The following is a 26,418-nucleotide window of genomic DNA, read 5'->3' on the forward strand; positions in this document are numbered from 1 at the left end:
AAAATGAATACTTCATTTGATAAAGAAAAAATAAGAAAACACCTGCCAGGTGCGCTTTTTCTTTCTTTGGTTGTGATGATTTCATTATGGTTGATTGTCTCAACGATAAGTTGGATGACAGATGAAGATAGATTGCCCTTATCTCATATGATTATCCAAGGGCAGTTGAAACATATTACGGCAGATGATATTCGTGACGCGATAGACTCAATGGATTCTATTGGGACCTTCATGACGCAGGATGTTAATAAGTTGCAAGATGCCTTACTGACGTTGCCTTGGATCGCTCAGGTTTCTGTTCGTAAGCAATGGCCAGAAACGATAAAAGTGTTTGTGGTAGAAAATCAACCAGAAGCAACATGGAATAACAAAGTCATTGTTAATCCTGAAGGTGTGATTTTTAATGCACCAATGAGTGATTTATTAGAGCCTAAACCTGCGTTATTTGGCCCTGAAGCAAATAGTAAAGAGGTGCTCGATTTTTGGCATCAGTTACAGGCTCAATTTACCGTAATAAATACAACTGTGCATAGTGTTGCATTAACTGAACGTTTATCGTGGCAGGTCGTATTAGATAATGGCATTCGACTAGAGCTTGGTCGTGATGCTCGAGAAGAAAGAGTACAGCGTTTCATTGCTTTATATAAGCAATTAGATGATAAAAAGAATTCGATAGATTATATAGATCTTCGTTATGATACTGGCGCTGCTGTTGGGTGGAAGCCTGATAATGTAGACGATTAAAGAAGAGAATTGACATGAGTAAAACGCCAGAAGGCAGTATTATTGTTGGTTTAGACATAGGTACAAACAAGGTCTCAGCACTTGTAGGCGAAGTTTTACCTGATGGCCAAGTGAGCGTTATTGGCTCTGGTTCATGTCCCTCTCGCGGAATGGATAAAGGTGGCGTTAACGATTTAGAATCGGTAGTTAAATCGGTTCAAAGAGCGATTGACCAAGCTGAATTGATGGCAGAGTGCACCATTACCTCTGTGTTTATTTCTTTATCGGGTAAACACATTGCTAGTCAAATAGAGAAAGGTATGGGGTCTATTTCTGAAGAAGAAGTAACCCAAGATGATATGGATAGTGTTATTCATACTGCTAAATCGGTTAAGATTGGCGATGAACAACGTACACTGCATGTGATCCCTCAAGAATTCTCTATTGATGTTCAAAAAGGTATTCGTAATCCAATTGGGTTATCGGGTATGAGAATGGAAGTGAGTGTTCATCTTATTACCTGTCATAATGATATGGCACGTAATATAATAAAAGCGGTAGAGCGTTGTGGCTTAAAAGTTGAACACATCATCTTTTCTGGTTTAGCATCAAGCAATGCCGTGATTACAGAAGATGAGCGAGATCTTGGTGTTTGTGTCGTTGATATCGGCGCCGGAACGATGGATATTGCAATTTGGACCGATGGCTCATTACGTCATGCTGAGGTGCTCCCTTATGCTGGAAATGCAGTAACAAGTGACATTGCTTACGCTTTTGGTACACCATTTAACGATGCTGAAAAATTAAAAGTAAAATATGGTAGTGCTATTAGTGAACACATTAATCGTGATGAAACGGTTAACGTACCGAGTGTTGGCGGTCGACCGTCTAGAAGTTTACAGCGAAGAATGCTAGCAGAAGTGATTGAACCAAGGTATTCTGAGCTACTCGGGCTTGTAAATCAGCGTGTTCTTGCTATTCAAGATAAATTACGCGCTGAAGGTACAAAGCACCATCTTGCCGCCGGTATTGTATTAACGGGGGGCGGATCGCAAATTAATGGGTTGGTTGATTGTGCTGAGCGCGTGTTCCAGACCCAAGCTAGAATAGGCCAGCCTTTAGAGGTAACAGGTCTAACCGATTACGTAAAAGAGCCTTATCAAGCAACAGCGGTAGGGCTTTTGCATTACGGTAAAGAAAGTCAATTACATGACGATGAAGATTATGTGCCGAATAAGCAGCAATCTTTTACAACTGTAATGAAGAAGTTTAAAAATTGGATACTAAAAGAGTTTTAACCTGAGCGAACAGGAAGAAACGGAGAGAACAGATGTTTGAGCCGATGATGGAAATGTCCGACGAAGCAGTAATTAAAGTAGTCGGTGTAGGTGGCGGTGGCGGTAATGCTATCGAGCACATGGTACGTGAGTCAATTGAAGGTGTTGAATTCATTAGTGTAAATACTGATGCACAAGCACTTCGTAAGACTAGTGTAAATACAGTTATTCAAATTGGAGGAGACATCACAAAAGGCTTAGGTGCAGGTGCAAACCCGCAAGTTGGTCGTGATGCTGCGCTAGAAGATCGTGAAGCAATTAAAGAAGTATTAGCTGGTGCCGATATGGTATTTATCGCAGCTGGTATGGGGGGAGGTACTGGTACAGGTGCTGCGCCAATTATTGCTGAAGTTACAAAAGAATTAAATATTCTGACGGTTGCTGTTGTAACAAAACCGTTTAGTTTTGAAGGACGTAAACGTCTTGCTTTTGCTGAGCAAGGTATTGAAGAGTTATCAAAACACGTTGACTCATTAATTACGATTCCAAACGAGAAATTGTTAAAAGTACTTGGTCGTGGAATTACATTATTAGAAGCATTTGCAAAAGCAAATGATGTTCTTCGTAATGCCGTTCAAGGTATTGCTGAGCTGATCACTCGCCCAGGTATGATCAACGTCGATTTCGCCGATGTTCGTACGGTTATGTCTGAAATGGGACATGCAATGATGGGTAGTGGTATCGCAGTCGGTGAAGACCGAGCTGAACAAGCTGCAGAAGAAGCGATCTCAAGTCCATTACTTGAAGATATCGATCTTGCTGGTGCTCGTGGTGTTCTTGTTAACATTACCGCTGGCCTTGATATGCGCCTTGATGAGTTTGAAACTGTTGGTAATACAGTAAAAGCGTTTGCATCTGATAATGCAACAGTGGTTATTGGTACTTCTCTTGACCCTGATATGACCGATGAAATTCGAGTAACCGTTGTTGCTACGGGTATTGGTTCTGAAAAGAAACCAGAAATTACGTTAGTAACAAATAAAACAACGACGGCTCCGGCTCAGTCAGCTCCTGCAGCACAACCTGTAGTTCAAGCATCTGTTCAAGCGAAAGCGCCAGTTGTTGAACCAACGGTTGAAAAAGCGGCACAAAATGTGCAGGTAACTAAATCAGCAGCACCACAAACTACACCATCAACGTCGCCAGCGGCAGGTGTTCAGAATGCTGGTGCAGCGCAAGCTAAGCCAGATCAGAAAGAAGATTATTTAGATATCCCTGCGTTTTTACGACGTCAAGCTGACTAATTAATCATCAAACGATTTGGTTTTATAGAAAATTGTGTGCTAGAATATCAAGCCAGTTCTTAGAATTGGTTTGATATCAAGCATATTTATAGTTGAGATGAGCATATGATCAGACAACGTACACTGAAAAGTATCGTACAAATGACAGGCGTGGGTTTGCACTCAGGCCGTAAAGTTACGCTTACTCTTCGTCCAGCAGCAGCAAACACCGGTGTTATTTATCGTCGTACCGACCTTAATCCACCTGTTGATTTCCCTGCGGACCCAGAGTCAGTACGCGATACAATGCTATGTACAGCGTTAGTTAATGATGAAGGCGTAAGAATCTCAACGGTTGAACACTTAAATGCTGCATTGGCAGGCATGGGCATTGATAACGTAGTTATCGAAGTTGATGCACCTGAAATTCCAATTATGGATGGCAGTGCAAGTCCTTTTGTATATCTTTTGCAGTCAGCGGGTATTGAAGAGCTTAATACAGCGAAGAAATTCATTCGTATTAAAAAACCTGTTCGCATTGAAGATGGTGATAAGTGGGCAGAAATTCGTCCTTATAACGGCTTTCGTTTAGATTTCACTATTGACTTCAATCACCCAGCAATTGACTCTGATGACCAAAAGTTAGTGTTTGATTTTTCAAGCCAATCGTTCATCAAAGATATCTCACGAGCTCGTACTTTCGGGTTTATGCGTGATATCGAGTACTTACAATCGCAAAACCTATGTTTAGGTGGTAGCTTTGATTGTGCAATCGTACTAGATGATTACCGTATTCTAAATGAAGACGGATTACGTTTTGATAATGAATTTGTAACGCACAAAGTTCTCGATGCTGTTGGTGACCTATATATGTGTGGTCATAGTATCTTGGGGCAAATAAGTGCTTATAAATCAGGTCATGCTCTGAATAATCAGTTACTTCGTGCTGTTCTTGCCGATCAAGAAGCATGGGAGTGGACAACCATTGAAGATGAACAAGAATCACCAGTTGCATTTATGCAGCCAGGAATGGTACTTGCTTAATCCGTCATAAAATTAAAAAGCCAAGCATTATGCTTGGCTTTTTTTTGTCTGTAATATTTCTATTTCTATTTCTATTTCTATTTCTATTTCTTATTTGCTAATGCAGCTAAGCTCTCTAATCGCTTTTTAAGTTTTGGTGATGCGGTTTCTGCGACCATTTCTAATGCACTTGCTGCTGCTGCGGATAATTCTCGCTTTGCTTGTTTTTCTGTTTTGTACACCGCCGGTTTTTCCCCAACAAAAGATCGGGCGAGATCTGGGTTGATCTTGATTTCTAAATTAGATAACCCAGGTAATCCATGGCGGCGAAAAGCAGATAATATAGTTAATCTTTCATAGTTTATTCGTGTTGCCCAAACGCTGCCTGAGACTTCGATCACTAAAGATCCTTGGCGGTAATTTGCCACGCGGCAATGGTCTTCACAGCCAGTGGGTAACGCATCTTTTAGTACATGTGATAATTTAGACAGAATAATCGCTTTTTCTTGAATATCTTTAAAGCGAGTATTATTAAAAAAATCATTCGCAGGCTGGGGTCTGTGGTCTCGCATCGTTAGTAATTCTCATATATAGAGTGCTATTTAATAGGCTAACACCAAAGAAAAAGTCATAAATGCCAATTAGATCTGAATTTTTCAGAATTGAAATCAAACTCTACGGATTTAGCTTAGGATTGCTTTACATTATCGCTTATACTTTCCTAATTATTACTTATGATGACTAGCAACACAACTATCATGATAGGCCTTGAAAAATCAAAGTTGAATCCCCATAAGATAAGTATATAAAGAAGTTTTTTTCTTAGAGTAATTTCTCTAGGTGATTGATTCACATTTCAGATAAACCGATCAGAAATGATCATAGAGATAAGAGAAGCAACGGAATCATGTTTTCTAAAATTCTAACAAAAGTTATTGGTAGCCGTAATGATCGTACATTACGTAAGCTACGTAAAATCGTAGATCAAATTAATAAGATCGAACCACAATTCGAATCATTACAAGACGAAGAATTAAAAGCGAAAACAATCGAGTTCCGTGCACGTTTAGAGCAAGGTGAAGATTTAGATAGTTTACTGCCAGAAGCGTTTGCGACGGTACGTGAAGCATCTAAGCGTCTGTATGGTATGCGCCACTTTGACGTTCAAATGATTGGCGGCATGGTTCTGAACGATAGCCAAATTGCAGAAATGCGCACTGGTGAAGGTAAAACATTAACAGCAACACTACCATGTTATTTAAATGCATTAACCGGTAAAGGCGTTCACGTCGTAACGGTGAATGACTACCTTGCAAAGCGTGATGCTGAAACTAACCGAGAGTTATTTGAATTCTTAGGCATGACTGTTGGTATCAACGTGCCAAATATGCCACCTCAAGAGAAAAAACAAGCGTATTTATGCGATATTTTATATGGCACAAATAACGAATTTGGTTTTGACTATCTACGTGACAACATGGCTTTCCGTGCTGAAGATCGTGTTCAACGTGAACGCTATTTCGCAGTAATCGATGAAGTGGATTCAATCTTAATCGATGAAGCTCGTACCCCTCTTATCATTTCAGGTCCTGCGGAAGATAGCTCTGCGCTTTATACGCGAATTAATACACTTATCCCTCAACTTGTGAAACAAGATGAAGAAGACAGCGAAGAGTATCGCGGTGAAGGTCACTACACATTAGATGAAAAAGGAAAACAAACGCACCTGACTGAAAACGGTCAAGAGTTTGTTGAACAGCTACTAAAAGATGAAGGCTTAATGGAAGCGGATGATACCTTGTATTCTCCAGCTAACATCAGCTTACTTCATCACATCAATGCAGCACTACGTGCACATGTATTGTTTGAAAAAGACGTGGACTACATTGTAAAAGACGATGAAGTTATCATTGTTGATGAGCATACTGGTCGTACAATGCCAGGTCGTCGTTGGTCTGAAGGTCTACACCAAGCTGTTGAAGCAAAAGAAGGTGTTAAAATTCAGAACGAAAACCAAACATTAGCATCAATCACTTTCCAAAACTTCTTCCGTCTATATGACAAACTGTCAGGTATGACAGGTACAGCGGATACGGAAGCTTTTGAATTTCAATCTATTTATGGTCTTGATACGGTAGTAATTCCAACTAACCGTCCAATGACTCGTAATGATATGGGTGATTTAGTCTACATGACAGAAGCAGAAAAATTTGCAGCTATCATTGAAGACATTAAAGGTTGTTCTGAACGTGGTCAGCCAGTATTGGTTGGTACCGTTTCGATTGAAAAATCAGAGCTGCTTTCAAATGCATTAAAAAAAGCAAAAATTAAGCACAACGTACTTAATGCAAAATTCCATGAAAAAGAAGCAGATATCGTTGCTAATGCAGGTACAACAAGTGCGGTAACTATTGCAACTAACATGGCAGGCCGTGGTACGGATATCGTTCTTGGTGGCAGCTGGCAGGCAGAGCTTGCTAAAATAAACGAGCCAACTGATGCACAAATCCAAGAAGCAAAAGCTAAATGGAAAGAAGCTCACGATGCAGTACTTGCTGCTGGTGGCCTTCATATTATTGGTACAGAGCGTCATGAATCACGTCGTATTGATAACCAACTACGTGGTCGTGCTGGTCGTCAAGGTGACGCGGGTTCTTCACGTTTTTACCTATCAATGGAAGATGCTCTAATGCGTATCTTTGCTTCGGATCGTGTATCTAACATGATGAAGAAGCTAGGTATGGAAGAGGGCGAGGCAATTGAACACCCTTGGGTAACAAAAGCGATTGAAAATGCACAACGTAAAGTTGAAGGTCGTAACTTCGACATTCGTAAGCAATTGCTTGAATACGATGATGTTGCCAATGATCAACGTAAAGTCGTTTATGAGCTGCGCGATGAGCTGATGAATGTCGATGATATTAGCGAGATGATTGCTTATAACCGTCAAGATGTTCTTGAAGGGCTATTTGGTCAATATATTCCAGCACAGTCATTAGAAGAAATGTGGGATGTTGAAGGGTTAACAACACGTCTACGTGCTGATTTTGATTTGGATATTCCGATTCAAGAATGGTTAGATAGCGATGATAAACTTCATGAAGATAATTTACGTGAAAAAGTGATTGAAACAGCGATTCAAGTTTATAAAGACAAAGAAGAGTCTGTTGGTGAGTCAGTACTGCGTAACTTTGAAAAAGCAGTTATGCTACAAACGCTTGATGGTTTGTGGAAAGAGCACTTAGCGGCGATGGATCATCTTCGTCAAGGTATCCATTTACGTGGCTATGCTCAGAAAAACCCGAAACAAGAGTACAAGCGTGAATCGTTTGAATTGTTTGAAGGCTTACTTGATACATTAAAATTTGATGTAATTTCAATCTTAAGTAAAGTTCGTGTACAGCAACAACAAGATGTTGAGCGTATGGAAGAGCAACGTCGTCAACAAGCGGAAGAAATGACTCGTCGTCAGAAGCTGCAGCATCAAAATGCTGAAAGCCAATTAGATGATGGTGAAACGGCAGAAGACGCTCATACACCAATGGTTCGCGATGAGCGAAAAGTAGGTCGTAATGAAATTTGTCCTTGTGGCTCTGGTAAAAAATACAAACAGTGTCATGGTAAAATCTAGTTGATATAGACTGTTGATGTATAATTTAAAGCCGCTATTTTTAGCGGCTTTTTTATAGGCATATTATTGATATAAAGGCTATAAATGAAACGATTGCATATAGTTGCGGCTATTATTTTTAATGCAGATAAGAGCCAAGTATTTATTACTAAACGTCCCGATAAAGCACATAAAGGTGGATTTTGGGAATTCCCAGGTGGAAAGGTAGAGCAAGAGGAAAGTGCAGAGCAGGCGTTAATTAGAGAGCTATATGAAGAGCTTGGTATCAAATCTACAGAACTCGCTATTTTTGAATCGTTTAATCATGACTACCCTGATAAATCGCTCTATTTTGATTTTTTTACCGTAACTCAGTTTGTAGGTGAACCCTATGGAAAGGAAGGACAGGAAGGGCTATGGGTTCCTATTTTAGATCTCGCATCTTATGAATTTCCAGAAGCAAATGTACCTATTTTACATAAAGTACTTGAGTGCTTTCGCTAGCTTGATGCTATGTTTTGTGAACATAAAAAAAGCGATCGTAAATGATCGCTTTTTTATTGGCGTAGATAAAACGTCGTATTAATATTGGTCTTCAGACCAACCATCAGAATCTGACATGTCTGGAGCGCCAGGAATGGATTTTTCTTCATCAGCCCATTCACCAAAATCAATCATTTGGCATTTTTTACTACAGAATGGACGAAATTGACTCTCTTCATTCCAGATAACGGCGGCTTGGCAAGTTGGGCATTTTACCGTTGTTGGTTGGATATTATTTGATTCTGACATGGATTCCTCAGCAGACAGCAAGCGTAAACTCAATGTCTTTTTCACAATTCTTGTTGGTTTCGAAAGACATAAAGCGTAACGCAAAACGACTTTTATGCCCAGAGATCATTGGATAAACCCCTTGGTCAATAGGTATCTCTAGGCGCAATAAATTGGAATTTTCCATTTCACTTTGCATAAATCCATTGCGTGCAATTTGAGGTTCAAAACGAGCGGTTTCTCGGGTTAGTCGCAGCCACAATGATAAGGCATCTGATAGCGAAAGTAACTGAGACATCCAATTATGAGTATTACGACATCGAACTTCTAAAGGAAGGTGTAGCCAATGGTGCAATATCGGTAAATCAAAGCAGCAATCACCACCCGGAATAAAAAATCGTTGTTTTAATGCAGATAGAAAGCGATCTTCTTTTAAAGAGTGACCTGGTCGAGTAGTTTGCATTAGATTGTAATGCACTTGACTAACTTGCTCTAAAACAGAAAGTAAAGCCGATTGGTCAACCCCTTCGATATCCATCCAAGCACGATATTGTAAACGAAGCTTTTCTAGGTCTTTGCCTAAATCAGCCTTCACCTGAACTTGCTCTAAAATATCGAGCATATTAAAAAGAGAGCTAAAGAATACCTGGTATTCAAATGGTTGGGTTAAATCAGCAGAATGCCCAAGCTTACGAAATAGAGATTCTATTCGTAAATAAATTCGAGTCCTTTCATTTAAAGGGTGTTCAAATTTTTGCGTACCCAATCCATTCATAGTCTTTATTGATTCTCTTTATTTATAGGTGACTGAGACAATAGCAGATATTTATTATGTAGCAGAGCTATTTCATTATCGAGATCGCAAATATTGTGATCATTCTTAATTATGTCATCAGCAAGTGCCAGTCGCTCTTCTCGTGAGGCTTGCGAAGCAAGAATAGCTTTAACTTGTTCAATATCCACTTTATCACGGGTAATAGTACGATTAATTTGAGTTTGCTCCAAAACATCAACAACAAGGACTCTATTGGCTAGATATTGAAGTTGATTTTCAACTAAAAGTGGAACCACAAGCAGTACGTAAGGTGATGTGGATAATGACAGTTGACGCTGCATCTCTTCACGGATCAATGGATGAAGTAAATTGTTAAGCCATGTTTTTTCATTGGTGTTTGAAAAAATTCGTTGTCGCAGCTCTGCTCGATTTAGAGTTCCATTAGGTAATAGAATGGAATGACCAAAATGTTCTGCGATCGAGGTTAAGCCTTTTGTATTCGGTTTAACAACATCACGAGCAATGATATCCGCATCGACAATGTCGATAGTATGGTTTTTCTGAAAAGTATCAGCAACAGTGGTTTTTCCGCTGCCTATCCCGCCAGTAATTGCGACAACATAACTCATAATGGGAAACCTAAAATTGTAGTGAAGTACCATTGGCCAATTTGTTGCCCCCATAATAGGCAGATCCAACCAGAAATGGCTAAATATGGGCCAAAAGGGATTGCTTTATCAAAGCCTTTTTTTTGTGCACTTAACATTGCAATGCCGATAATGGCACCGACAACAGAAGAGAGTAGAACCACTAAAGGCAATTGTTGCCAACCTAACCAAGCGCCAATGGCAGCCAGTAATTTAAAATCACCATACCCCATGCCTTCTTTACCGGTTAATAACTTAAAACCCCAATAAATAGACCACAGAATAAGATAGCCAGCCATTGCGCCAATAACCGAGTCAATCAAGCTAATAGGGCTCCATCCCACTAAAGCCAAATAAATACCAGACCATACTAATGGTAAGGTAATTTGGTCGGGTAATAACATCGTATCAATATCGATAAAGGTCAGTGCGATGAGGGCTAAGGTAAATAGGATGGCGGCGACAGCAAAGTATGAGAAAGGCAGCAAGTATGATACAGCAAAGCACATAGCGCCGGATAAAAGCTCAATAGTAGGGTATCTAAAGCTAATAGGATTACTGCATTGGCGGCACTTTCCTTTTAAGAGCAACCAGCTAATAACTGGAATGTTGTCATAAAATTTAATTTGAGTGTTACATTTAGGACAGCGAGAGCGAGGCACGCTAAGGTTGAAGACTTCTTCTTTTTTAGTTGTTTTATTCTGTGGTGCTAAATCAGGGAAGCAGTTAATACACTCTTTTTTCCACTCTTTTTCCATCATAATAGGAAGGCGATAGATCACGACATTAAGAAAGCTACCGACTAATAAGCCAAATAGTGTAGCAAAGAGTGGGAAGAGCCAAGGGTAGTAATCAAAAACAGCCATGTAAAAAGCGTCCTGTATTAGAAGAGCATAAGTACAGAGATGGTATCAGAATTTTATCCTATTACACTCATTAAATTAAAGATAGGAAGATACATAGCAACGACCAATCCGCCAATCATACCTCCTAGGAAAATGATGATTAATGGTTCTAGTAATTTACCTAAATTATCAACCGTATTATCAATATCTTCTTCATAGATCAGGGCTATTTTATTGAGCATATCGTCAAGCCTCCCGGATTCTTCACCAATCATAACCATCTGAAGTACCATCTCTGGGAAAGCTTGAGAGTGACGCATAGCAAGATAAAGAGGCATCCCTGCGGCAGTACTTTGTTGCACTAAAAAAATAGCTTGTTGATAGTATAGATTTCCTGTGGTTTTACTGGTGATTTGTAAGCTGTGTAAAATAGGTAACCCTGAGTTAAAACTGGTTGCTAAAGTACGGCTAAATTTTGCTATAGCCGCTTTGGATAAAATAGAACCAATAATTGGAATACGCAGACTGTTTTTACTAAGTATCAGTTGCAGCGTATAAGATCGCCTATAAACAGACTTAAAAATAAAGCTGCCGATGAGCATTAGGATTAATATCCATAGACCATAGTGCTGTAATAGATATGATGCTTGAATTATTTGTTGGGTAAACCAAGGAAGTTCAGCGCCAAAGCCACTAAAAATATTTTCAAATTCAGGAATGACGAGAGTAAGCATTAAAATGGCCACGATAATGGAAACAAGCAAAACCATGGTTGGGTAAATCATCGCTTTGATGACTTTAGATCTTAATTGTTCACTTTTTTCTCTATAAGACGCTAAACGCTCAAAGGTTTGGGGTAAGTATCCGGTTTCTTCTCCAGTAGCGAGCATATCAAGATAAAAGGGATTAAAGAAAGGGCTACTTCTTAGCATGGCCTTGGAAAGGAGCTCTCCTGATTCTACTGATAAAATTATTTGATTTAATATAGATTTCATTTCTGCTTTGGGATTACTTTCTGCAATAAGCTGTAAAGATTGAACTAACGGTATTCCCGCATTTAATATCGTTGCTAACTGACGCGTTAATAGAGTGATGTCCTTATCTTTTATTGTATGCTTTATTCTTTCCACGCTAGATATCTGGCGTTTTTTGATTTTCTTTATTCGTATTTGTTGTGCGTTTAGTTTTGCTCTAACTTCTTGCTCATTCAATACCAATAGTGTGCCGGAAACGTTCTGATCTTTCAGATTAAGCCCCCTCCAATAGAAACGTGTTAAGCGAGGGAAGTTGGTTTTATTTATTGAATTCTGCATAGTCTGGTGCCATTAAAGTGTTAGAAATAGAGCACTCGAGTGAGTTCTTGTAAGCTTGTTGTACCCTCTTCTAATCGATGAATTCCGGAGGTTGCTAAGTTATCCATCCCTTGTTTAATGGCAAGTTCTTCTATCTCATTCGCGGAGGCTCTTTTTAAAATAGCGGCGGATAATTCTTTGCTAAAAGGCATGACTTCATAAACCCCAATACGGCCTGAATAGCCATGAGTGCATTTGTTACAGCCATTTTGATTGGCTTTAAAAAGGGTACTTTCTAATTTGATGGCATACTTATTTCTGATGTCAGGGCTGAGAGGGTCAACGTGTTTACAATGTGGGCACAGTTTTCTTACTAAACGTTGTGCAATGATTAAGCTTAGAGATGAAGCAAGGTTAAATTGCTCTACTCCCATGTTAGCTAAACGAACAATGGACTCTGCGGCTGAATTAGTATGAAGCGTTGAAAGCACTAAATGCCCTGTTTGGGCCGCTTTGATTGCGATTTCAGCGGTTTCAAGATCTCGAATTTCACCTACCATCACGACATCAGGATCCTGTCGTAAGAATGAGCGTAATGCATGAGAAAAATCAAAGCCTATTTTGGGATTTACTTGGACTTGATTAATGCCTGTAAGGTTTATCTCTACGGGATCTTCAGCGGTAGATATGTTTTTATCTGGGGTATTTAAAATATTAAGCCCAGAGTAAAGGGAAACGGTTTTTCCACTGCCAGTTGGCCCCGTCATTAGAATCATCCCTTGGGGGCGTTTTAGTGCAGAGAGATAGAGTTGTTGTTGCTGTTTATTGTAGCCGAGTTGATTGATATCTAAATATGCAGAGTTGCTATCTAATAAACGCAAGACCACTTTTTCACCCCACAATGTCGGTAAAGAAGAAACGCGCATATCAATGGCGGTATCATTATTTAACTTGAGTTTTATTCGGCCATCCTGAGGCAGGCGACGTTCTGCTATATCAAGTTTTGCCATTATCTTTAAACGAGCAGAAAGACGTCGACTCAAGTGAGAGGAAGGGGTGCTATTTTCTATTAAGATCCCATCGCAACGAAAGCGAACTCGATAGCTATCTTCATAGGGTTCAAAATGAATATCGGATGCTCCTTTTCGAACGGCTTCAATTAAGATTTGATTAATAAAGCGAGAGACTGGAGCATCGTCTTTACTGAGATCCTCAGTTAATTCGATTTCATCTGAAGAGAGTTCGACAAGCGAAGCAAGCTCGTCTTGAGTGATCTCTTTATATTGCGCAGCGTTTTCAGAAAGTGTGTAGCCATAAACTCGGCGAATTGCTGCGTTGATCTGTTCTTGATCTGCTAGAACAATGTCGATCTGCTTTCCGCTAGTAAAACGAAAATCCTCTTCAATGTGGCTAATGCTTGGATCTGAAACCGCTAAACGAATGGTGTTGTTGTCATGATAAATAGGAAGGGCTTGGTATTGGATGATTAGTTCTCGCAGTCCTAGTTTTTGACATGTCCCGGTATAATTATGTTGAGTGATATCGACACTCTCAAGACCAAAAATACGAGCAAGATGATCAAGTAGTTCATCAGAGCTAAATATGCCTTGAGCCAAAAGCGCAGAAGACACCGTGTGTGTTTTGGCCTTAATTAATTCTATGGTGGCACTTTCTTGCGTCAAGCTGATTAGCTCGGCTTGACGTAGAATTGAGGCTAGATTGGTATGCATTATTGTATTGTTTGTCCTGAGGTGCAGTTTATAGGGCTTGTCGCTTTGTTTGCATCAGTACTACAACTCCATTGCCCGTCAGTCTCTCTAGATAATTGTAATTTTGTACCAGAAACTTTACTGTCAGAGTTAAATGTGAAAAGTATTGTTCCATCAGTTGATGTTGTCTTTGCTAGTTTTAAAGTACCATTATTGAATGTCTCTATGGTGCCAAGACGAGAAAAAGAGTCTGCATCACCAGCAGTTGTCGCGGGGAACTCTCCTTCTGTTGAAATATATTCTTCAATATTAATTTTTATTGCCGCAATATTTGATAAACCAACACCTATCGCTGCTTTTTCTACGTAGTTTTTATATTGAGGGATAGCAACCGCTGATAACACTCCAATAATAGCAACGACGATCATTAACTCTATCAGGGTAAAACCTCTTTGCCTTTGACGATCTTTCATTATCTTCTCCTTTAATATGTATCATGTTGATTCAGTAAGAGAAGCATAGGAGGAAATTAGAGAGAAAAAAGAGATAAGCAATGAGCTTTCGAGTTGGTAGGGGTTTTTATGTAAATGAGTGATAGTGGTGGGGGGCAATTACGGTCCACTTCAAGAAGGTAACTTTTCTTATTTAGTATGAGTCGTAATTCTTATTATTAAGCGAATAAAGAAAAAAGAAGAGCGAGAGAGGTAATTTGTGGAGAGTATCGAGGTATTAGAATCAAAGCTTATGTATAGATACAAAAAAGGCTGATAAAGAATCAGCCCTTTGAGGTGTTAGCATGCGTTAAATAACTTATTTAAAGCGCATTGATAAATCCATTGCGTTTAGATGCTTCGTTAATGCACCGACAGAGATGTAATCAACCCCAGTTTCAGCAAACTCTGCAACCGTATCTAAAGTTACATTGCCAGAATTTTCTAAAGCAGCACGGCCTGCATTTAATGCCACGGCTTCACGCATCATGTCAGTAGTGAAGTTATCCAACATAATAATGTCAGCACCAGCATCAATCGCTTGCTGTAGTTCGTCTAAACTTTCAGTTTCAATTTCTACAGGCTTACCTGGATTAAGTTCTTTTGCCGTTGAGATAGCTTTTTCAATTCCGCCACAGGCGATGATGTGATTTTCTTTAATTAAATAGGCATCAAATACGCCAATACGGTGATTGAAACCACCACCACAAGCTACGGCATATTTTAATGCACTGCGTAGGCCTGGGATTGTTTTACGAGTATCAAGTAGGCGGCATTTAGTGTGTGCAATTTTTTCAGCGTAGGTTGCTGTTACGGTTGAGCACCCTGATAAAGTTTGAATAAAATTCATCGCATTGCGTTCACCCGTTAAGAGTGTGCGAGCTGGGCCAGTTAAGGTACAAAGCGTTTGGTTTGGTTCTACTTTGTCTCCATCTTCTACGTGCCATTCGATAGAAACGGTACCACCGAGTTGCTTAAAAACTTCATCGGCCCACATTTTTCCACAAAACACACCATGTTCACGCGTGATGATCGTTGCAACAGATTGAGTATCTTCTGCGATTAAGCTTGCGGTAATGTCCGTACTTACATCGAGAGTTCCACCTAAATCTTCACGTAGTGTATCTGATACGGCACGAGTGATTTCTGTAGGAAGTTGTTGCTTTAAATATTCAAGACGAGAGGCGCTATCATGGGTTTTGATCATGGTGAGGTCCATTGAATTATTTGAAATAAATTTATGGCGACAATAATACTCGCGCTAGAGCAGAATTTCATCATAAGATATACGTAAGTTACACAAGTTACTTTAATTCATAGAGGAATAGATGATGAAATTCACTTTATCAACAGATCATTGGCTTAATGAAGCAAGGCACGTAGTGTCACCATTCTATGACGCGCGTCTTGATGATGAAGATATTTCTCTGCTTGTTATTCACAATATAAGTTTACCACCGGGGCAATTTGGTGGTCCTTATATCGAACAGTTATTTACTGGAACATTAGATCCCGCCGCTCATCCATTTTTTAAAGTGATCCATAAATTCAAAGTATCAGCTCACTGTTTGATCCGTCGTGACGGCTCTGTAATACAGTTTGTTCCTTTTAATGGCAGAGCTTGGCATGCTGGAGTATCATCTTTTGCAGGACGTGCGCGATGTAATGATTATAGTATTGGTATTGAGTTGGAAGGGACTGATTTTACTGCCTATACTCAAGAACAATATGATAGTTTGGCTGCTGTAACAAACGTGCTACAAGCTACTTACCCATTGATTCTTGATAGCCGTATAACTGGTCATCAGTACATTGCCCCATTGAGGAAAACAGATCCCGGGTTATCATTTCATTGGGAAAAGTACCATAACTTAATGAAATAGAAGAGATTAGCTTCTAAGGTTATGTACTTTTAGTTCTTGGTTTTGGTGTATTAAGTGGTGTATTAAGCGGTGTTTTAAAATTAAATTGGTCAGACCAATTGTTTTTATTATGTGCTTTCATTGTTAATTAACAACACAAAGCAACTCTATTCCATGATTCAAATCAACTTTTATCTAGACAAATTCCCTTTTTTAATGATAAATTGCACCTCAATAAAATTGGTAATACCAATTGCTTAAAGTGACGAATGACTCACTGTAAGGTGGGAAGTAATCAACTTAAATTGGGTTGAGCTACGATGACATATCAAAGGATACGTCAGCCGAAGTTGTCCGATGTAATCGAGCAAGAGCTTGAACGGCTGATTTTAGAAGGAACGCTTTCTCCGGGACAAAAGTTACCAGCAGAAAGAGAGTTAGCAAAACAGTTTGATGTTTCTCGTCCATCGGTACGAGAAGCAATACAACGTTTAGAAGCAAAACACCTATTAACTCGCCGCCAAGGTGGTGGAACGTTTGTTAATAAGGGGTTATGGCAAAGTTTTTCAGAGCCCTTGTTAGACTTATTAGCAACGCATCCTGAAACTCAATTCGATTTACTGGAATCACGCCATGCGTTAGAAGGTATTTCTGCTTATTACGCTGCTTTACGTGGTAACGACGAAGATTTTAAACGGATTAAAGAGTCACATCAGTTAATCCAACAAGCACAACAAGACGGTGATTTAAAAGCAGAGGCTTCTGCGGTTATGAACTGTCTAATCACGGTGACTGAATCAGCGCACAATGTGGTATTACTACACATGGTACGTAGTTTAGAACCCTTGCTTGAACAAAATGTATTACAAAACTTTACCTTATTAAATCGCCGTGATGCGGTGGTGGAAAAGGTGAGAGCACATAGAGCTGAAATGGTAGAAGCGATAGTGTCAGGAGAGCCTGAAAAGGCACGTTTGGCCTCTCATTCTCATTTAGCCTATATTGAAGAAACATTGTTGGAATTGACAAAAGAAGAGAGCCGTAGAGAGTGCTCGCTTCGTCGAATTCAACAAAGTAATGACATGGATTAATTCGGTCCATTTCATTGTTACCCTATTTGAACCAACAAATAAAAGGATAGCTCGCATGTCTGACATGAAGCATGACGTTGATGCACTAGAAACTCAAGATTGGTTAGAAGCTCTTGAGTCAGTTGTACGTGAAGAGGGTGTTGAACGCGCCCAGTATCTATTAGAGCAAGTTCTTGATAAAGCTCGTTTAGATGGTGTTGATATGCCAACTGGCATCAATACTAACTACATCAATACCATTCCTGCGACGCAAGAACCAGCGTACCCAGGTGATGTTACTCTTGAGCGTCGTATCCGTTCAATTATTCGTTGGAACGCAATCATGATCGTTCTACGTGCTTCTAAGAAAGATTTGGATCTAGGTGGCCACATGGCTTCTTACCAATCTGCAGCTGCATTCTACGAAGTATGTTTCAACCATTTCTTCCGTGCTCCAAATGAGACGGATGGCGGTGATTTAGTTTATTACCAAGGTCATATCTCTCCTGGTATCTACTCTCGTGCTTTCGTTGAAGGTCGTTTAACTGAAGAACAACTAGATAACTTCCGTCAAGAAGTTGATGGTAAAGGTATTCCTTCTTACCCTCACCCTAAACTGATGCCTGAATTCTGGCAGTTCCCTACAGTATCTATGGGTCTTGGTCCTATTTCTGCTATCTATCAAGCGCGCTTCCTTAAGTACCTTGAAGGCCGTGGCATGAAAGAGACTGGTGCTCAGCGTGTATACGCTTTCCTAGGTGACGGTGAAATGGATGAGCCAGAATCACGCGGTGCGATCTCTTTCGCTGCACGTGAAAAACTGGACAACCTATGTTTCCTAATCAACTGTAACCTACAGCGTCTAGACGGCCCTGTTATGGGTAACGGTAGCATCATTCAAGAACTAGAAGGTCTATTTAAAGGCGCTGGTTGGAACGTTGTTAAAGTTATTTGGGGTAGCAACTGGGATTCACTACTTGCTAAAGACACGACGGGTAAGCTTCTTCAATTAATGAATGAAACTATCGACGGTGACTACCAAACATTTAAATCTAAAGATGGCGCTTACGTTCGTGAGAACTTCTTTGGTAAATACCCTGAGACAGCAGCACTTGTTGCAGATATGACTGATGACGAAATCTTCGCTCTTAAGCGTGGTGGTCATGATTCATCTAAACTGTTCGCTGCATTCAACAATGCAAAAGAAACAGGCGGTAAGCCAACAGTTATCCTAGCTAAAACTGTTAAAGGTTACGGCATGGGCGATGCAGCTGAAGGTAAGAACATCGCACACGGTGTTAAGAAAATGGACATGACTCATGTTCAACACCTACGTGATCGTTTAGGTCTAGAAGACATTCTTTCTGATGAAAAAATCAAAGAGCTTCCTTACCTTAAACTAGAAGAAGGTTCTGCTGAGTACAACTACTTACACGCTCGTCGTGATGCGCTACACGGTTACACGCCTAAGCGTCTACCTAAGTTTACTCAAGAATTCAAAGTGCCTGAGCTTGATGCATTTGCCCCTCTATTAGGTGAGCAAAAGCGTGATATCTCTACAACAATGGCTTACGTACGTACGCTAAATATCTTACTTAAAGATAAGAACATTGGTAAGAACATCGTTCCTATCATTTGTGATGAAGCACGTACATTCGGTATGGAAGGTCTATTCCGTCAGGTTGGTATCTACAACCCACACGGTCAAGAATATACTCCTGAAGATAAAGGTATTGTTTCTTACTACAAAGAAGCAACATCAGGTCAAGTTCTTCAAGAAGGTATCAACGAATTAGGTTCAATGGCGTCTTGGGTTGCTGCTGCAACATCATACAGCACCAACGATCTTCCAATGATCCCATTCTACATTTACTACTCTATGTTCGGTTTCCAACGTATTGGTGACATGGCATGGTTAGCGGGTGATCAACAAGCTCGTGGTTTCCTATTAGGTGCTACTGCTGGTCGTACAACGCTAAACGGTGAAGGTCTACAACACGAAGATGGTCACTCTCACATCATGGCAAACACAGTTCCTAACTGTATTTCTTATGACCCAACGTTTGCTTACGAGTTAGCGGTAATCATGCAAGACGGTATTCGTCGCATGTACGGTGAGAACCAAGAGAACATTTATTACTACCTAACAGTAATGAACGAAAACTACGCAATGCCAGCAATGCCTGAAGGCGCTGAAGAAGGCATTCGTAAAGGTATCTACAAGCTTGAGTCTCATGCTGGTTCTAAAGCTAAAGTTCAGTTAATGAGCTCTGGTACGATCATGAATGAAGTACGTAAAGCAGCACAGATCCTAAGTGAAGATTACGGCGTAGCGTCGGACATATTCTCTGTGACTTCTTTCAACGAGCTAACTCGTGATGGTCAAGATGCAGAGCGTTACAACATGCTACACCCAGAAGCAGAAGCTAAAGTACCGTACATCACAACTGTTCTTGGTAACGAACCAGCAATCGCTGCGACAGATTACATGAAGAACTACGCTGAGCAAGTACGTGCATTTATGCCAACTGAATCATACAAAGTACTTGGTACTGATGGCTTTGGTCGTTCAGACAGCCGTGAGAACCTACGTCGTCACTTCGAAGTTAACGCAGGCTACGTAGTTGTTGCTGCTCTAACTGAACTTGTGAAACGTGGTGATATTGAGAAATCTGTTGTTGCAGAAGCAATTGCTAAATTCAATATCGATACTGAAAAAACTAACCCGCAATACGCATAAGGTAGAAAACAATGACAATCGAAATTAATGTACCTGACATCGGTGCAGATGAGGTTGAAGTAACTGAGATTCTAGTTAAGGTCGGTGACCGAGTTGAAGAAGAGCAGTCACTGATCACTGTTGAAGGCGATAAAGCTTCAATGGAAGTTCCTGCGTCTCAAGCGGGTATCGTTAAAGAAATTAAAATTTCTGAAGGCGATTCAGTAACAACTGGTTCTCTAATCATGATCTTTGAAGCTGAGGGTGCTGCTGCACCTGCAGCTCCAGTAGTTGAAGCGGCTCCAGTAGCTGCTCCTGCTGCGGCATCTGTTGCTGAACTTAAAGAAGTTCATGTTCCAGATATCGGCGGTGATGAAGTTGAAGTAACTGAAATCATGGTAGCGGTTGGCGATACAGTAGAAGAAGAGCAATCTCTTTTAACTGTTGAAGGCGATAAAGCGTCAATGGAAGTTCCTGCACCATTCGCTGGTACAGTTAAAGAAATCAAAATCGCTTCTGGTGATTCAGTGTCAACTGGCTCTTTAGTTATGATCTTTGAAGTTGCAGGTTCTGCTCCAGTCGCTGCACCTCAAGCGGCGGCAGCACCAGTTGCAGCGGCTCCAGCAGTCTCTGCTGAGAAAGAAGTAAACGTTCCAGATATCGGCGGTGATGAAGTTGAAGTAACTGAAATCATGGTTGCAGTTGGTGATACAGTAGAAGAAGAGCAATCTCTAATTACTGTTGAAGGCGACAAAGCATCAATGGAAGTTCCTGCTCCTTTTGCTGGTACTATCAAAGAGATTAAGATTGCAGCTGGCGATAAAGTATCAACTGGCTCTCTAATCATGACATTTGTTGTTGAAGGCGCAGCACCAGTTGCTGTACAAGCGACAGCAGCACCAGTTGCACAAGCCGCTCCTGCACCAGTTGCCGCGGCTTCTGCTCCAGCAGCTACGGGTGAATTTGAAGCAAACAACGAATACGCACACGCGTCTCCAGTTGTTCGCCGTCTAGCTCGTGAGTTTGGTGTAAACCTTGCTAAAGTTAAAGGTACTGGCCGTAAAGACCGTATCCTAAAAGAAGACGTTCAAAGCTTTGTTAAAGATGCACTTAAGCGTCTTGAATCTGGTGCTGCTGCATCAGGTAAAGGTGGTGACGGTTCAGCTCTTGGTTTACTTCCATGGCCAAAAATTGATTTCAGCAAGTTTGGTGAAACAGAAATTAAGAAACTTTCTAAGATTAAGAAAATTTCTGGCGCTAACCTTCACCGTAACTGGGTAATGATCCCGCACGTTACACAGTGGGATAACGCTGATATCACAGAGCTAGAAGCATTCCGTAAAGAGCAGAATGCAATCGAAGCGAAAAATGATACTGGTATGAAGATCACGCCACTTGTGTTCATCATGAAGGCGGTTGCGAAAGCGCTTGAAGCGTTCCCAGCGTTTAACTCTTCTTTATCTGATGATGGCGAAAGCATCATCCTTAAGAAATACGTAAACGTAGGTATCGCTGTTGATACACCAAACGGTCTTGTTGTTCCTGTATTTAAAGATGTGAACAAAAAAGGCATTTACGAGCTATCTGAAGAGCTAATGGCTATTTCTAAGAAAGCACGTGCTGGTAAACTAACTGCTTCTGATATGCAAGGTGGTTGTTTCACAATCTCAAGCCTTGGTGGTATCGGTGGTACAGCATTTACACCAATCGTAAATGCTCCAGAAGTAGGTATCCTAGGGGTATCTAAATCTGAAATTAAACCAGTATGGAATGGTAAAGAGTTCGCTCCTCGCCTACAGCTTCCTCTGTCTCTGTCTTATGACCACCGTGTTATTGATGGCGCAGAAGGTGCTCGTTTCATTACTTTCCTAAACAGTGCATTATCAGACATTCGTCGCTTAGTACTGTAATTAGCGGTAATTGAAATAAACAATAAGGTGGCAAATAAGCCGCCTTATTGCTTCATAAATTGAAGAAATAGCTTCAGTTTTTTTGAATTAAATTAAGTTCAATTTACGAGTATTAGGCGATTTTATTTAAAATAGTCATCACGTGAATTGTTGTCTAGCTCACAGGCTAACCCCATCTTGCTTTCACACTGTTAACATATATGTAAAATAAACGCAGTCTGAAAACAATACTAGAACATCGGTCAGCCTGTTAGGGAAATGACTATAACGAGGTCAAAATGAGCAAAGAAATTAAAGCCCAAGTTGTGGTACTTGGTGCCGGTCCTGCTGGTTACTCTGCAGCATTCCGTTGTGCAGATTTAGGTTTAGAAACAGTTATCGTTGAACGTTACAACACACTTGGTGGTGTATGTTTGAACGTTGGTTGTATCCCATCAAAAGCGTTACTTCACGTAGCTAAAGTTATTGAAGAAGCAAAAGCGATGGCAGATCATGGCATCGTATTTGGTGAGCCTCAAACGGACATCGATAAGATCCGTTTATGGAAAGAAAAAGTGGTAACTCAACTGACTGGCGGTCTTGGCGGTATGGCTAAGATGCGTAAAGTAACAGTCGTAAATGGCCTTGGTAAATTTACTGGCGCTAACACGATTGAAGTTGCAGGTGAAGATGGTAATACAACAATTAATTTTGATAATGCGATTGTTGCTGCGGGTTCTCGTCCAATTAAGCTACCGTTCATTCCACATGAAGACCCACGTATTTGGGATTCAACGGATGCACTTGAGCTTAAAGAAGTTCCTAAGAAACTGCTTATTATGGGAGGTGGTATCATCGGTCTAGAAATGGGTACGGTTTATCATGCACTAGGTTCTCAAGTTGACGTTGTAGAAATGTTTGACCAAGTAATCCCTGCTGCAGATAAAGATATCGTTAAAGTTTACACTAAGCGTGTGAGCAAGAAGTTCAACTTAATGCTTGAAACGAAAGTGACAGCCGTTGAAGCCAAAGAAGATGGTATCTACGTTTCAATGGAAGGCAAAAAAGCCCCAGCAGAAGCTGAGCGCTATGATGCCGTTCTTGTTGCTATCGGCCGTGTTCCAAACGGTGGTCTACTAGACGCAGAAAAAGCGGGCGTTGCTGTTGATGAACGTGGTTTCATTAATGTTGATAAGCAAATGCGTACTAATGTACCTCATATCCACGCTATTGGTGATATCGTAGGTCAACCTATGCTTGCTCACAAAGGTGTGCATGAAGGTCACGTTGCTGCTGAAGTTATCTCTGGTAAGAAGCACTACTTCGATCCTAAAGTGATTCCTTCAATTGCTTACACTGAGCCAGAAGTCGCGTGGGTTGGTAAAACAGAGAAAGAAGCAAAAGCTGAAGGCATTAACTATGAAGCTGCAAGCTTCCCTTGGGCAGCATCAGGCCGTGCAATCGCTTCAGATTGTGCTGATGGTCTAACGAAGCTTCTTTTTGATAAAGACACTAACCGTGTTATCGGTGGTGCTATTGTTGGTACTAATGCTGGTGAACTTCTTGGTGAAATTGGCCTTGCAATCGAAATGGGTTGTGATGCAGAAGATATCGCACTAACGATCCATGCTCACCCAACATTGCATGAATCAATTGGTATGGCTGCTGAAATCTACGAAGGTTCTATTACCGATCTTCCAAATGCAAAAGCAGTGAAGAGAAAAAAATAATTTTCTCTCAAACCATTAAAGTTTAAATATAAAAAAACCGCTGATTACTCAGCGGTTTTTTTTTATTATCACATTCCTGAATGTTATTCTGAATATTATTTATAAATACACAGCATATTTAAGAAACAATTTGCGGTATCTTCTAACTCTTCAGGGGAATTGTTTCGGTTCGCTTGAATGAAAACTGAGTAGCAAATGCCATGCAGCATTTTTGTTAAGTTCTCAGGAGTATGATCGTTACATACCTCATTTCTCTCAATACCTTCAGCAAACATAGTACAAATGATCTTTTGATTATTCACATGAGTACTTAAGAATAAAGGCCACACCTCTTCACGTGTTGATGTGCTCCATTCAAACCAAACTTTAATCCATTTATTGTCAGAGCGAACTGAATCAATAATGTTCATTAAAAGGGTATGAAGGTTTGTACGAACATCAAGTTCAAGAGAAATAGAGTTTTGTACAAATAGGTGGAACTGCTCTTCAACTTTATTTAATACATCATCAACAAGATCTTCTCTTGTTGGGAAGTAATTAAATACCGTTGCTACTGATACTTGTGCTATTTCAGCAATATCAGCATGGCCGCCACGGCCAATACCACGTTGTGAGAATACCTCAATTGCAATATCAAGCAGTTGTTCTTTACGCTTTTCTGGAGATAGCCTTGTTCTAGGCCTTTTTTGGATCGTATCCATTTTATTATATCCTTGCCAACAAATTATTATTTTTTATAGGGTTTTATTATTATTATGCTCAATAACCTTACATAAGGCTGTTTATATATTCAACAACTATTCACCTTATCAATTGAAAATATGACGGAGTTAAAGGTTATTTTTTAAAATTGCAATTATTTACCGTATAAACATATTTTAACAGCATCTGTTTTATAAAGTATTGTGGGTTAATCACAAAGTAGTATAAAAAACTTTTGAAATTGAACGAATTTATTTGTAGTTTTTGTTGTAAACTGTATAGGTCTAAGTCCTACCGTCGGTAGGTTTAATGAATAAAGTGAGATGGTATGAAGCATACAGTAGAGGTAATGATCTCTGAGCAAGAGGTTAACCAACGCGTTAAAGAATTAGGACAGCAAATTACAGAGTACTATAAGGCATCTGATGGCCTAGTTATGGTTGGTTTACTACGCGGTTCGTTTGTATTTATGGCTGACTTAGCACGAGCGATTGATACGCCAATGACGGTGGACTTTATGACAGCATCAAGCTATGGCAATAGCATGGAAAGTACACGTGATGTACGCATCCTAAAAGATCTTGATGATGACATTAAAGGCAAAGATATTTTGCTGGTTGAAGATATTATTGATACGGGTAATACGTTAAGTAAGGTATGCGAGATCTTGTCTATTCGTGAGCCTAACTCAATCACTATTTGCACGTTGCTTGATAAACCTTCTCGCCGTGAAGTTGAAGTAAAAGTAGATTGGATTGGTTTTTCAATCCCTGATGAATTTGTTGTTGGTGTAGGTATTGATTACGCTCAAAAATACCGTAACTTACCTTATATTGGTAAAGTGGTACCACAAGAGTAATATCAATATTGAATAACAGTAATTTAAAGTAATTAGATTATTTTAAATATAAAAAGTCGAAGATGCATTTGTGCCTTCGGCTTTTTTATTGTTACATCTATCAATTATATAATATGGTTTAAAGTTCGGTGTTATATTATAAATTTTACAACTAACCCATTTATAGAATGCATTTTACGTTTTAGGGGGTCAACATGACAGTTATTCATTCATACAAAATGTGTTGCGCCACCACTATGTCGTTTGAGTTTGAGAATAGCAACGTAATATTAAGCCAGAGAAAGTAGAGGTGAATTTTTCTCTGGCTATATTTTTATAATAAAGGGGGTACTACAGCCCTTTTATTTTTCACCACTAGCCTGTGTAATAACAGACATTGCGGCTTGATATGAGATCTCTAGTGATTCTCGGCTATGACCTTTAACCCCAAGGTCCGTTAAGACGCCATCTCCCATACCATAGACTACACCATGAACTTGAACGTCTTGCCCTCGTTCCCAAGCGGTCTGCATAATCGTGGAGTTACCTACATTATATACTTGTTCTGCGACATTTATCTCACACAGTTTATCGCCCCATTTTTCACGAGGGAGGCTACCAAATATGGTTCTGTGTTTTAGAAATAGGTCTCTAATATGTAGCAACCAGTTATTGATTAATCCCAACGGAGGATTATCAATCGCAGCATTTACTCCCCCACAACCGTAATGACCGCAAACAATGATGTGTTTAATCTTTAAAACATCGACGGCATATTGCAAAACAGATAGGCAATTTAAATCAGTATGAATGACTTGGTTGGCTACGTTGCGGTGAACAAACAACTCACCTGAATAAAGCCCGGTTAAACGTTCTGCAGGAACTCGGCTATCAGAGCAACCAATCCATAAAAAGCCAGGGCTTTGTCCTTCCTCAAGCTGGGAAAAAAACTCAGGGCGTCCCGCTTTAATTGATTTTGCCCATTTAGAATTATTTTCAAAAAGCTCTTTAATTTCTGGCATTTTAAATTTCTCATTCCTTAAATGCATAAGAAGCAAGGAGAACCCTTACACTTCTTTCTGTTAAAAACGTCAACAGGTTTATTTACTATACACAATGTTACAATTTCAATCTGCTAAAAACTTGCATGAAAAGTACTCAT

23 protein-coding genes are annotated in these 26,418 nt (G+C 40.0%); 12 read left to right on the forward strand and 11 right to left on the reverse strand.

Annotated elements, in window-relative coordinates:
• Positions 1-3: 3 nt before the first annotated feature.
• The 4 genes from PVK62_RS05340 to lpxC all read left to right on the forward strand — a co-directional run bounded on the left by PVK62_RS05340 (position 4) and on the right by lpxC (position 4,327).
• Complete coding sequence (locus PVK62_RS05340) at positions 4-744, forward strand: cell division protein FtsQ/DivIB (protein ID WP_274442491.1); 741 nt, start codon at positions 4-6, stop codon at positions 742-744.
• 14 nt (positions 745-758) lie between these two features.
• Positions 759-2,021 (forward strand): cell division protein FtsA, encoded by a 1,263-nt coding sequence (gene ftsA / locus PVK62_RS05345; protein ID WP_274442492.1) that lies wholly within the window; start codon positions 759-761, stop codon positions 2,019-2,021.
• Between the two features lie 32 nt (positions 2,022-2,053).
• Entirely contained in the window at positions 2,054-3,304 is a 1,251-nt protein-coding gene (ftsZ, locus tag PVK62_RS05350) for a cell division protein FtsZ (RefSeq protein WP_274442493.1), read from the forward strand.
• 105 nt (positions 3,305-3,409) lie between these two features.
• On the forward strand, positions 3,410-4,327 hold the full coding sequence (gene lpxC / locus PVK62_RS05355) for a UDP-3-O-acyl-N-acetylglucosamine deacetylase (protein ID WP_122033663.1): 918 nt from the start codon (positions 3,410-3,412) through the stop codon (positions 4,325-4,327).
• An 83-nt stretch (positions 4,328-4,410) separates the two neighbouring features.
• Here lpxC and PVK62_RS05360 read toward each other — a convergent pair whose 3' ends face one another.
• Entirely contained in the window at positions 4,411-4,878 is a 468-nt protein-coding gene (locus PVK62_RS05360; RefSeq protein WP_274442494.1) for a DUF721 domain-containing protein, read from the reverse strand.
• Between the two features lie 335 nt (positions 4,879-5,213).
• On the opposite strand from PVK62_RS05360, the gene secA reads away from it, so the two are divergent.
• Both secA and mutT read left to right on the forward strand, forming a co-directional pair.
• Positions 5,214-7,937, forward strand: coding sequence for a preprotein translocase subunit SecA (secA, locus tag PVK62_RS05365; RefSeq protein WP_274442495.1), 2,724 nt, complete (start codon positions 5,214-5,216; stop codon positions 7,935-7,937).
• Between the two features lie 84 nt (positions 7,938-8,021).
• Positions 8,022-8,420, forward strand: a complete 399-nt coding sequence (mutT, locus tag PVK62_RS05370; protein ID WP_274442496.1) for an 8-oxo-dGTP diphosphatase MutT — start codon at positions 8,022-8,024, stop codon at positions 8,418-8,420.
• Between the two features lie 78 nt (positions 8,421-8,498).
• Here mutT and yacG read toward each other — a convergent pair whose 3' ends face one another.
• From yacG to nadC, 8 genes are all read right to left on the reverse strand, one after another.
• Entirely contained in the window at positions 8,499-8,708 is a 210-nt protein-coding gene (gene yacG / locus PVK62_RS05375; RefSeq protein ID WP_274442497.1) for a DNA gyrase inhibitor YacG, read from the reverse strand.
• Between the two features lie 7 nt (positions 8,709-8,715).
• Positions 8,716-9,462, reverse strand: coding sequence for a cell division protein ZapD (zapD, locus tag PVK62_RS05380; RefSeq protein ID WP_274442498.1), 747 nt, complete (start codon positions 9,460-9,462; stop codon positions 8,716-8,718).
• Positions 9,463-9,467: 5 nt separating this feature from the next.
• A complete protein-coding gene (gene coaE / locus PVK62_RS05385) occupies positions 9,468-10,091 on the reverse strand; it encodes a dephospho-CoA kinase (protein ID WP_274442499.1) in 624 nt (207 codons plus the stop codon).
• On the reverse strand, positions 10,088-10,975 hold the full coding sequence (locus tag PVK62_RS05390) for a prepilin peptidase (protein WP_274442500.1): 888 nt from the start codon (positions 10,973-10,975) through the stop codon (positions 10,088-10,090). The genes coaE and PVK62_RS05390 overlap by 4 nt, the downstream gene beginning before the upstream one ends.
• Before the next feature lie 53 nt (positions 10,976-11,028).
• Positions 11,029-12,255 (reverse strand): type II secretion system F family protein, encoded by a 1,227-nt coding sequence (locus PVK62_RS05395; RefSeq protein WP_443111762.1) that lies wholly within the window; start codon positions 12,253-12,255, stop codon positions 11,029-11,031.
• A 32-nt stretch (positions 12,256-12,287) separates the two neighbouring features.
• Positions 12,288-13,976 carry a type IV-A pilus assembly ATPase PilB gene (gene pilB / locus PVK62_RS05400; RefSeq protein ID WP_274442502.1) on the reverse strand — a complete coding sequence of 563 codons (1,689 nt, stop codon included), beginning with the start codon at positions 13,974-13,976 and terminating at the stop codon, positions 12,288-12,290.
• A complete protein-coding gene (locus PVK62_RS05405) occupies positions 13,976-14,428 on the reverse strand; it encodes a pilin (RefSeq protein ID WP_274442503.1) in 453 nt (150 codons plus the stop codon). Before PVK62_RS05405 ends, pilB begins: the two co-directional genes overlap by 1 nt.
• A gap of 337 nt (positions 14,429-14,765) precedes the next feature.
• On the reverse strand, positions 14,766-15,653 hold the full coding sequence (gene nadC / locus PVK62_RS05410; RefSeq protein WP_274442504.1) for a carboxylating nicotinate-nucleotide diphosphorylase: 888 nt from the start codon (positions 15,651-15,653) through the stop codon (positions 14,766-14,768).
• A gap of 124 nt (positions 15,654-15,777) precedes the next feature.
• On the opposite strand from nadC, the gene ampD reads away from it, so the two are divergent.
• From ampD to lpdA, 5 genes are all read left to right on the forward strand, one after another.
• On the forward strand, positions 15,778-16,329 hold the full coding sequence (ampD, locus tag PVK62_RS05415) for a 1,6-anhydro-N-acetylmuramyl-L-alanine amidase AmpD (protein WP_274442531.1): 552 nt from the start codon (positions 15,778-15,780) through the stop codon (positions 16,327-16,329).
• Between the two features lie 299 nt (positions 16,330-16,628).
• A complete protein-coding gene (pdhR, locus tag PVK62_RS05420; RefSeq protein WP_274442505.1) occupies positions 16,629-17,399 on the forward strand; it encodes a pyruvate dehydrogenase complex transcriptional repressor PdhR in 771 nt (256 codons plus the stop codon).
• Positions 17,400-17,454: 55 nt separating this feature from the next.
• Positions 17,455-20,118, forward strand: a complete 2,664-nt coding sequence (aceE, locus tag PVK62_RS05425) for a pyruvate dehydrogenase (acetyl-transferring), homodimeric type (protein ID WP_274442506.1) — start codon at positions 17,455-17,457, stop codon at positions 20,116-20,118.
• An 11-nt stretch (positions 20,119-20,129) separates the two neighbouring features.
• A complete protein-coding gene (gene aceF / locus PVK62_RS05430) occupies positions 20,130-22,007 on the forward strand; it encodes a pyruvate dehydrogenase complex dihydrolipoyllysine-residue acetyltransferase (protein WP_274442507.1) in 1,878 nt (625 codons plus the stop codon).
• Positions 22,008-22,285: 278 nt separating this feature from the next.
• Positions 22,286-23,716, forward strand: a complete 1,431-nt coding sequence (gene lpdA, locus PVK62_RS05435) for a dihydrolipoyl dehydrogenase (protein WP_274442508.1) — start codon at positions 22,286-22,288, stop codon at positions 23,714-23,716.
• A 95-nt stretch (positions 23,717-23,811) separates the two neighbouring features.
• On the opposite strand, the gene PVK62_RS05440 is transcribed toward lpdA, so the two are convergent.
• Complete coding sequence (locus tag PVK62_RS05440) at positions 23,812-24,417, reverse strand: TetR/AcrR family transcriptional regulator (RefSeq protein WP_274442509.1); 606 nt, start codon at positions 24,415-24,417, stop codon at positions 23,812-23,814.
• A 329-nt stretch (positions 24,418-24,746) separates the two neighbouring features.
• Here PVK62_RS05440 and hpt point away from each other — a divergent pair, with 329 nt between their 5' ends.
• Positions 24,747-25,277 carry a hypoxanthine phosphoribosyltransferase gene (gene hpt / locus PVK62_RS05445; RefSeq protein ID WP_274442510.1) on the forward strand — a complete coding sequence of 177 codons (531 nt, stop codon included), beginning with the start codon at positions 24,747-24,749 and terminating at the stop codon, positions 25,275-25,277.
• Between the two features lie 341 nt (positions 25,278-25,618).
• Here the strand turns inward: hpt and can are convergent, their stop codons facing one another.
• Positions 25,619-26,278 (reverse strand): carbonate dehydratase, encoded by a 660-nt coding sequence (can, locus tag PVK62_RS05450; protein ID WP_274442511.1) that lies wholly within the window; start codon positions 26,276-26,278, stop codon positions 25,619-25,621.
• Positions 26,279-26,418: the final 140 nt, after the last annotated feature.

It is taken from the genome of Aliivibrio sp. S3MY1, assembly GCF_028765575.1.
In the GTDB taxonomy this organism is placed as follows: domain Bacteria; phylum Pseudomonadota; class Gammaproteobacteria; order Enterobacterales; family Vibrionaceae; genus Aliivibrio.

What these genes read in the sequence shown, in the direction of transcription:
- PVK62_RS05340 (WP_274442491.1), top strand. Translation starts at nt 4, where the DNA reads ATGAATACTTCATTTGATAAAGAAAAAATAAGAAAACACCTGCCAGGT.
- ftsA (WP_274442492.1), top strand. Translation starts at nt 759, where the DNA reads ATGAGTAAAACGCCAGAAGGCAGTATTATTGTTGGTTTAGACATAGGT.
- ftsZ (WP_274442493.1), top strand. Translation starts at nt 2,054, where the DNA reads ATGTTTGAGCCGATGATGGAAATGTCCGACGAAGCAGTAATTAAAGTA.
- lpxC (WP_122033663.1), top strand. Translation starts at nt 3,410, where the DNA reads ATGATCAGACAACGTACACTGAAAAGTATCGTACAAATGACAGGCGTG.
- PVK62_RS05360 (WP_274442494.1), bottom strand. Translation starts at nt 4,878, where the DNA reads ATGCGAGACCACAGACCCCAGCCTGCGAATGATTTTTTTAATAATACT.
- secA (WP_274442495.1), top strand. Translation starts at nt 5,214, where the DNA reads ATGTTTTCTAAAATTCTAACAAAAGTTATTGGTAGCCGTAATGATCGT.
- mutT (WP_274442496.1), top strand. Translation starts at nt 8,022, where the DNA reads ATGAAACGATTGCATATAGTTGCGGCTATTATTTTTAATGCAGATAAG.
- yacG (WP_274442497.1), bottom strand. Translation starts at nt 8,708, where the DNA reads ATGTCAGAATCAAATAATATCCAACCAACAACGGTAAAATGCCCAACT.
- zapD (WP_274442498.1), bottom strand. Translation starts at nt 9,462, where the DNA reads ATGAATGGATTGGGTACGCAAAAATTTGAACACCCTTTAAATGAAAGG.
- coaE (WP_274442499.1), bottom strand. Translation starts at nt 10,091, where the DNA reads ATGAGTTATGTTGTCGCAATTACTGGCGGGATAGGCAGCGGAAAAACC.
- PVK62_RS05390 (WP_274442500.1), bottom strand. Translation starts at nt 10,975, where the DNA reads ATGGCTGTTTTTGATTACTACCCTTGGCTCTTCCCACTCTTTGCTACA.
- pilB (WP_274442502.1), bottom strand. Translation starts at nt 13,976, where the DNA reads ATGCATACCAATCTAGCCTCAATTCTACGTCAAGCCGAGCTAATCAGC.
- PVK62_RS05405 (WP_274442503.1), bottom strand. Translation starts at nt 14,428, where the DNA reads ATGAAAGATCGTCAAAGGCAAAGAGGTTTTACCCTGATAGAGTTAATG.
- nadC (WP_274442504.1), bottom strand. Translation starts at nt 15,653, where the DNA reads ATGATCAAAACCCATGATAGCGCCTCTCGTCTTGAATATTTAAAGCAA.
- ampD (WP_274442531.1), top strand. Translation starts at nt 15,778, where the DNA reads ATGAAATTCACTTTATCAACAGATCATTGGCTTAATGAAGCAAGGCAC.
- pdhR (WP_274442505.1), top strand. Translation starts at nt 16,629, where the DNA reads ATGACATATCAAAGGATACGTCAGCCGAAGTTGTCCGATGTAATCGAG.
- aceE (WP_274442506.1), top strand. Translation starts at nt 17,455, where the DNA reads ATGTCTGACATGAAGCATGACGTTGATGCACTAGAAACTCAAGATTGG.
- aceF (WP_274442507.1), top strand. Translation starts at nt 20,130, where the DNA reads ATGACAATCGAAATTAATGTACCTGACATCGGTGCAGATGAGGTTGAA.
- lpdA (WP_274442508.1), top strand. Translation starts at nt 22,286, where the DNA reads ATGAGCAAAGAAATTAAAGCCCAAGTTGTGGTACTTGGTGCCGGTCCT.
- PVK62_RS05440 (WP_274442509.1), bottom strand. Translation starts at nt 24,417, where the DNA reads ATGGATACGATCCAAAAAAGGCCTAGAACAAGGCTATCTCCAGAAAAG.
- hpt (WP_274442510.1), top strand. Translation starts at nt 24,747, where the DNA reads ATGAAGCATACAGTAGAGGTAATGATCTCTGAGCAAGAGGTTAACCAA.
- can (WP_274442511.1), bottom strand. Translation starts at nt 26,278, where the DNA reads ATGCCAGAAATTAAAGAGCTTTTTGAAAATAATTCTAAATGGGCAAAA.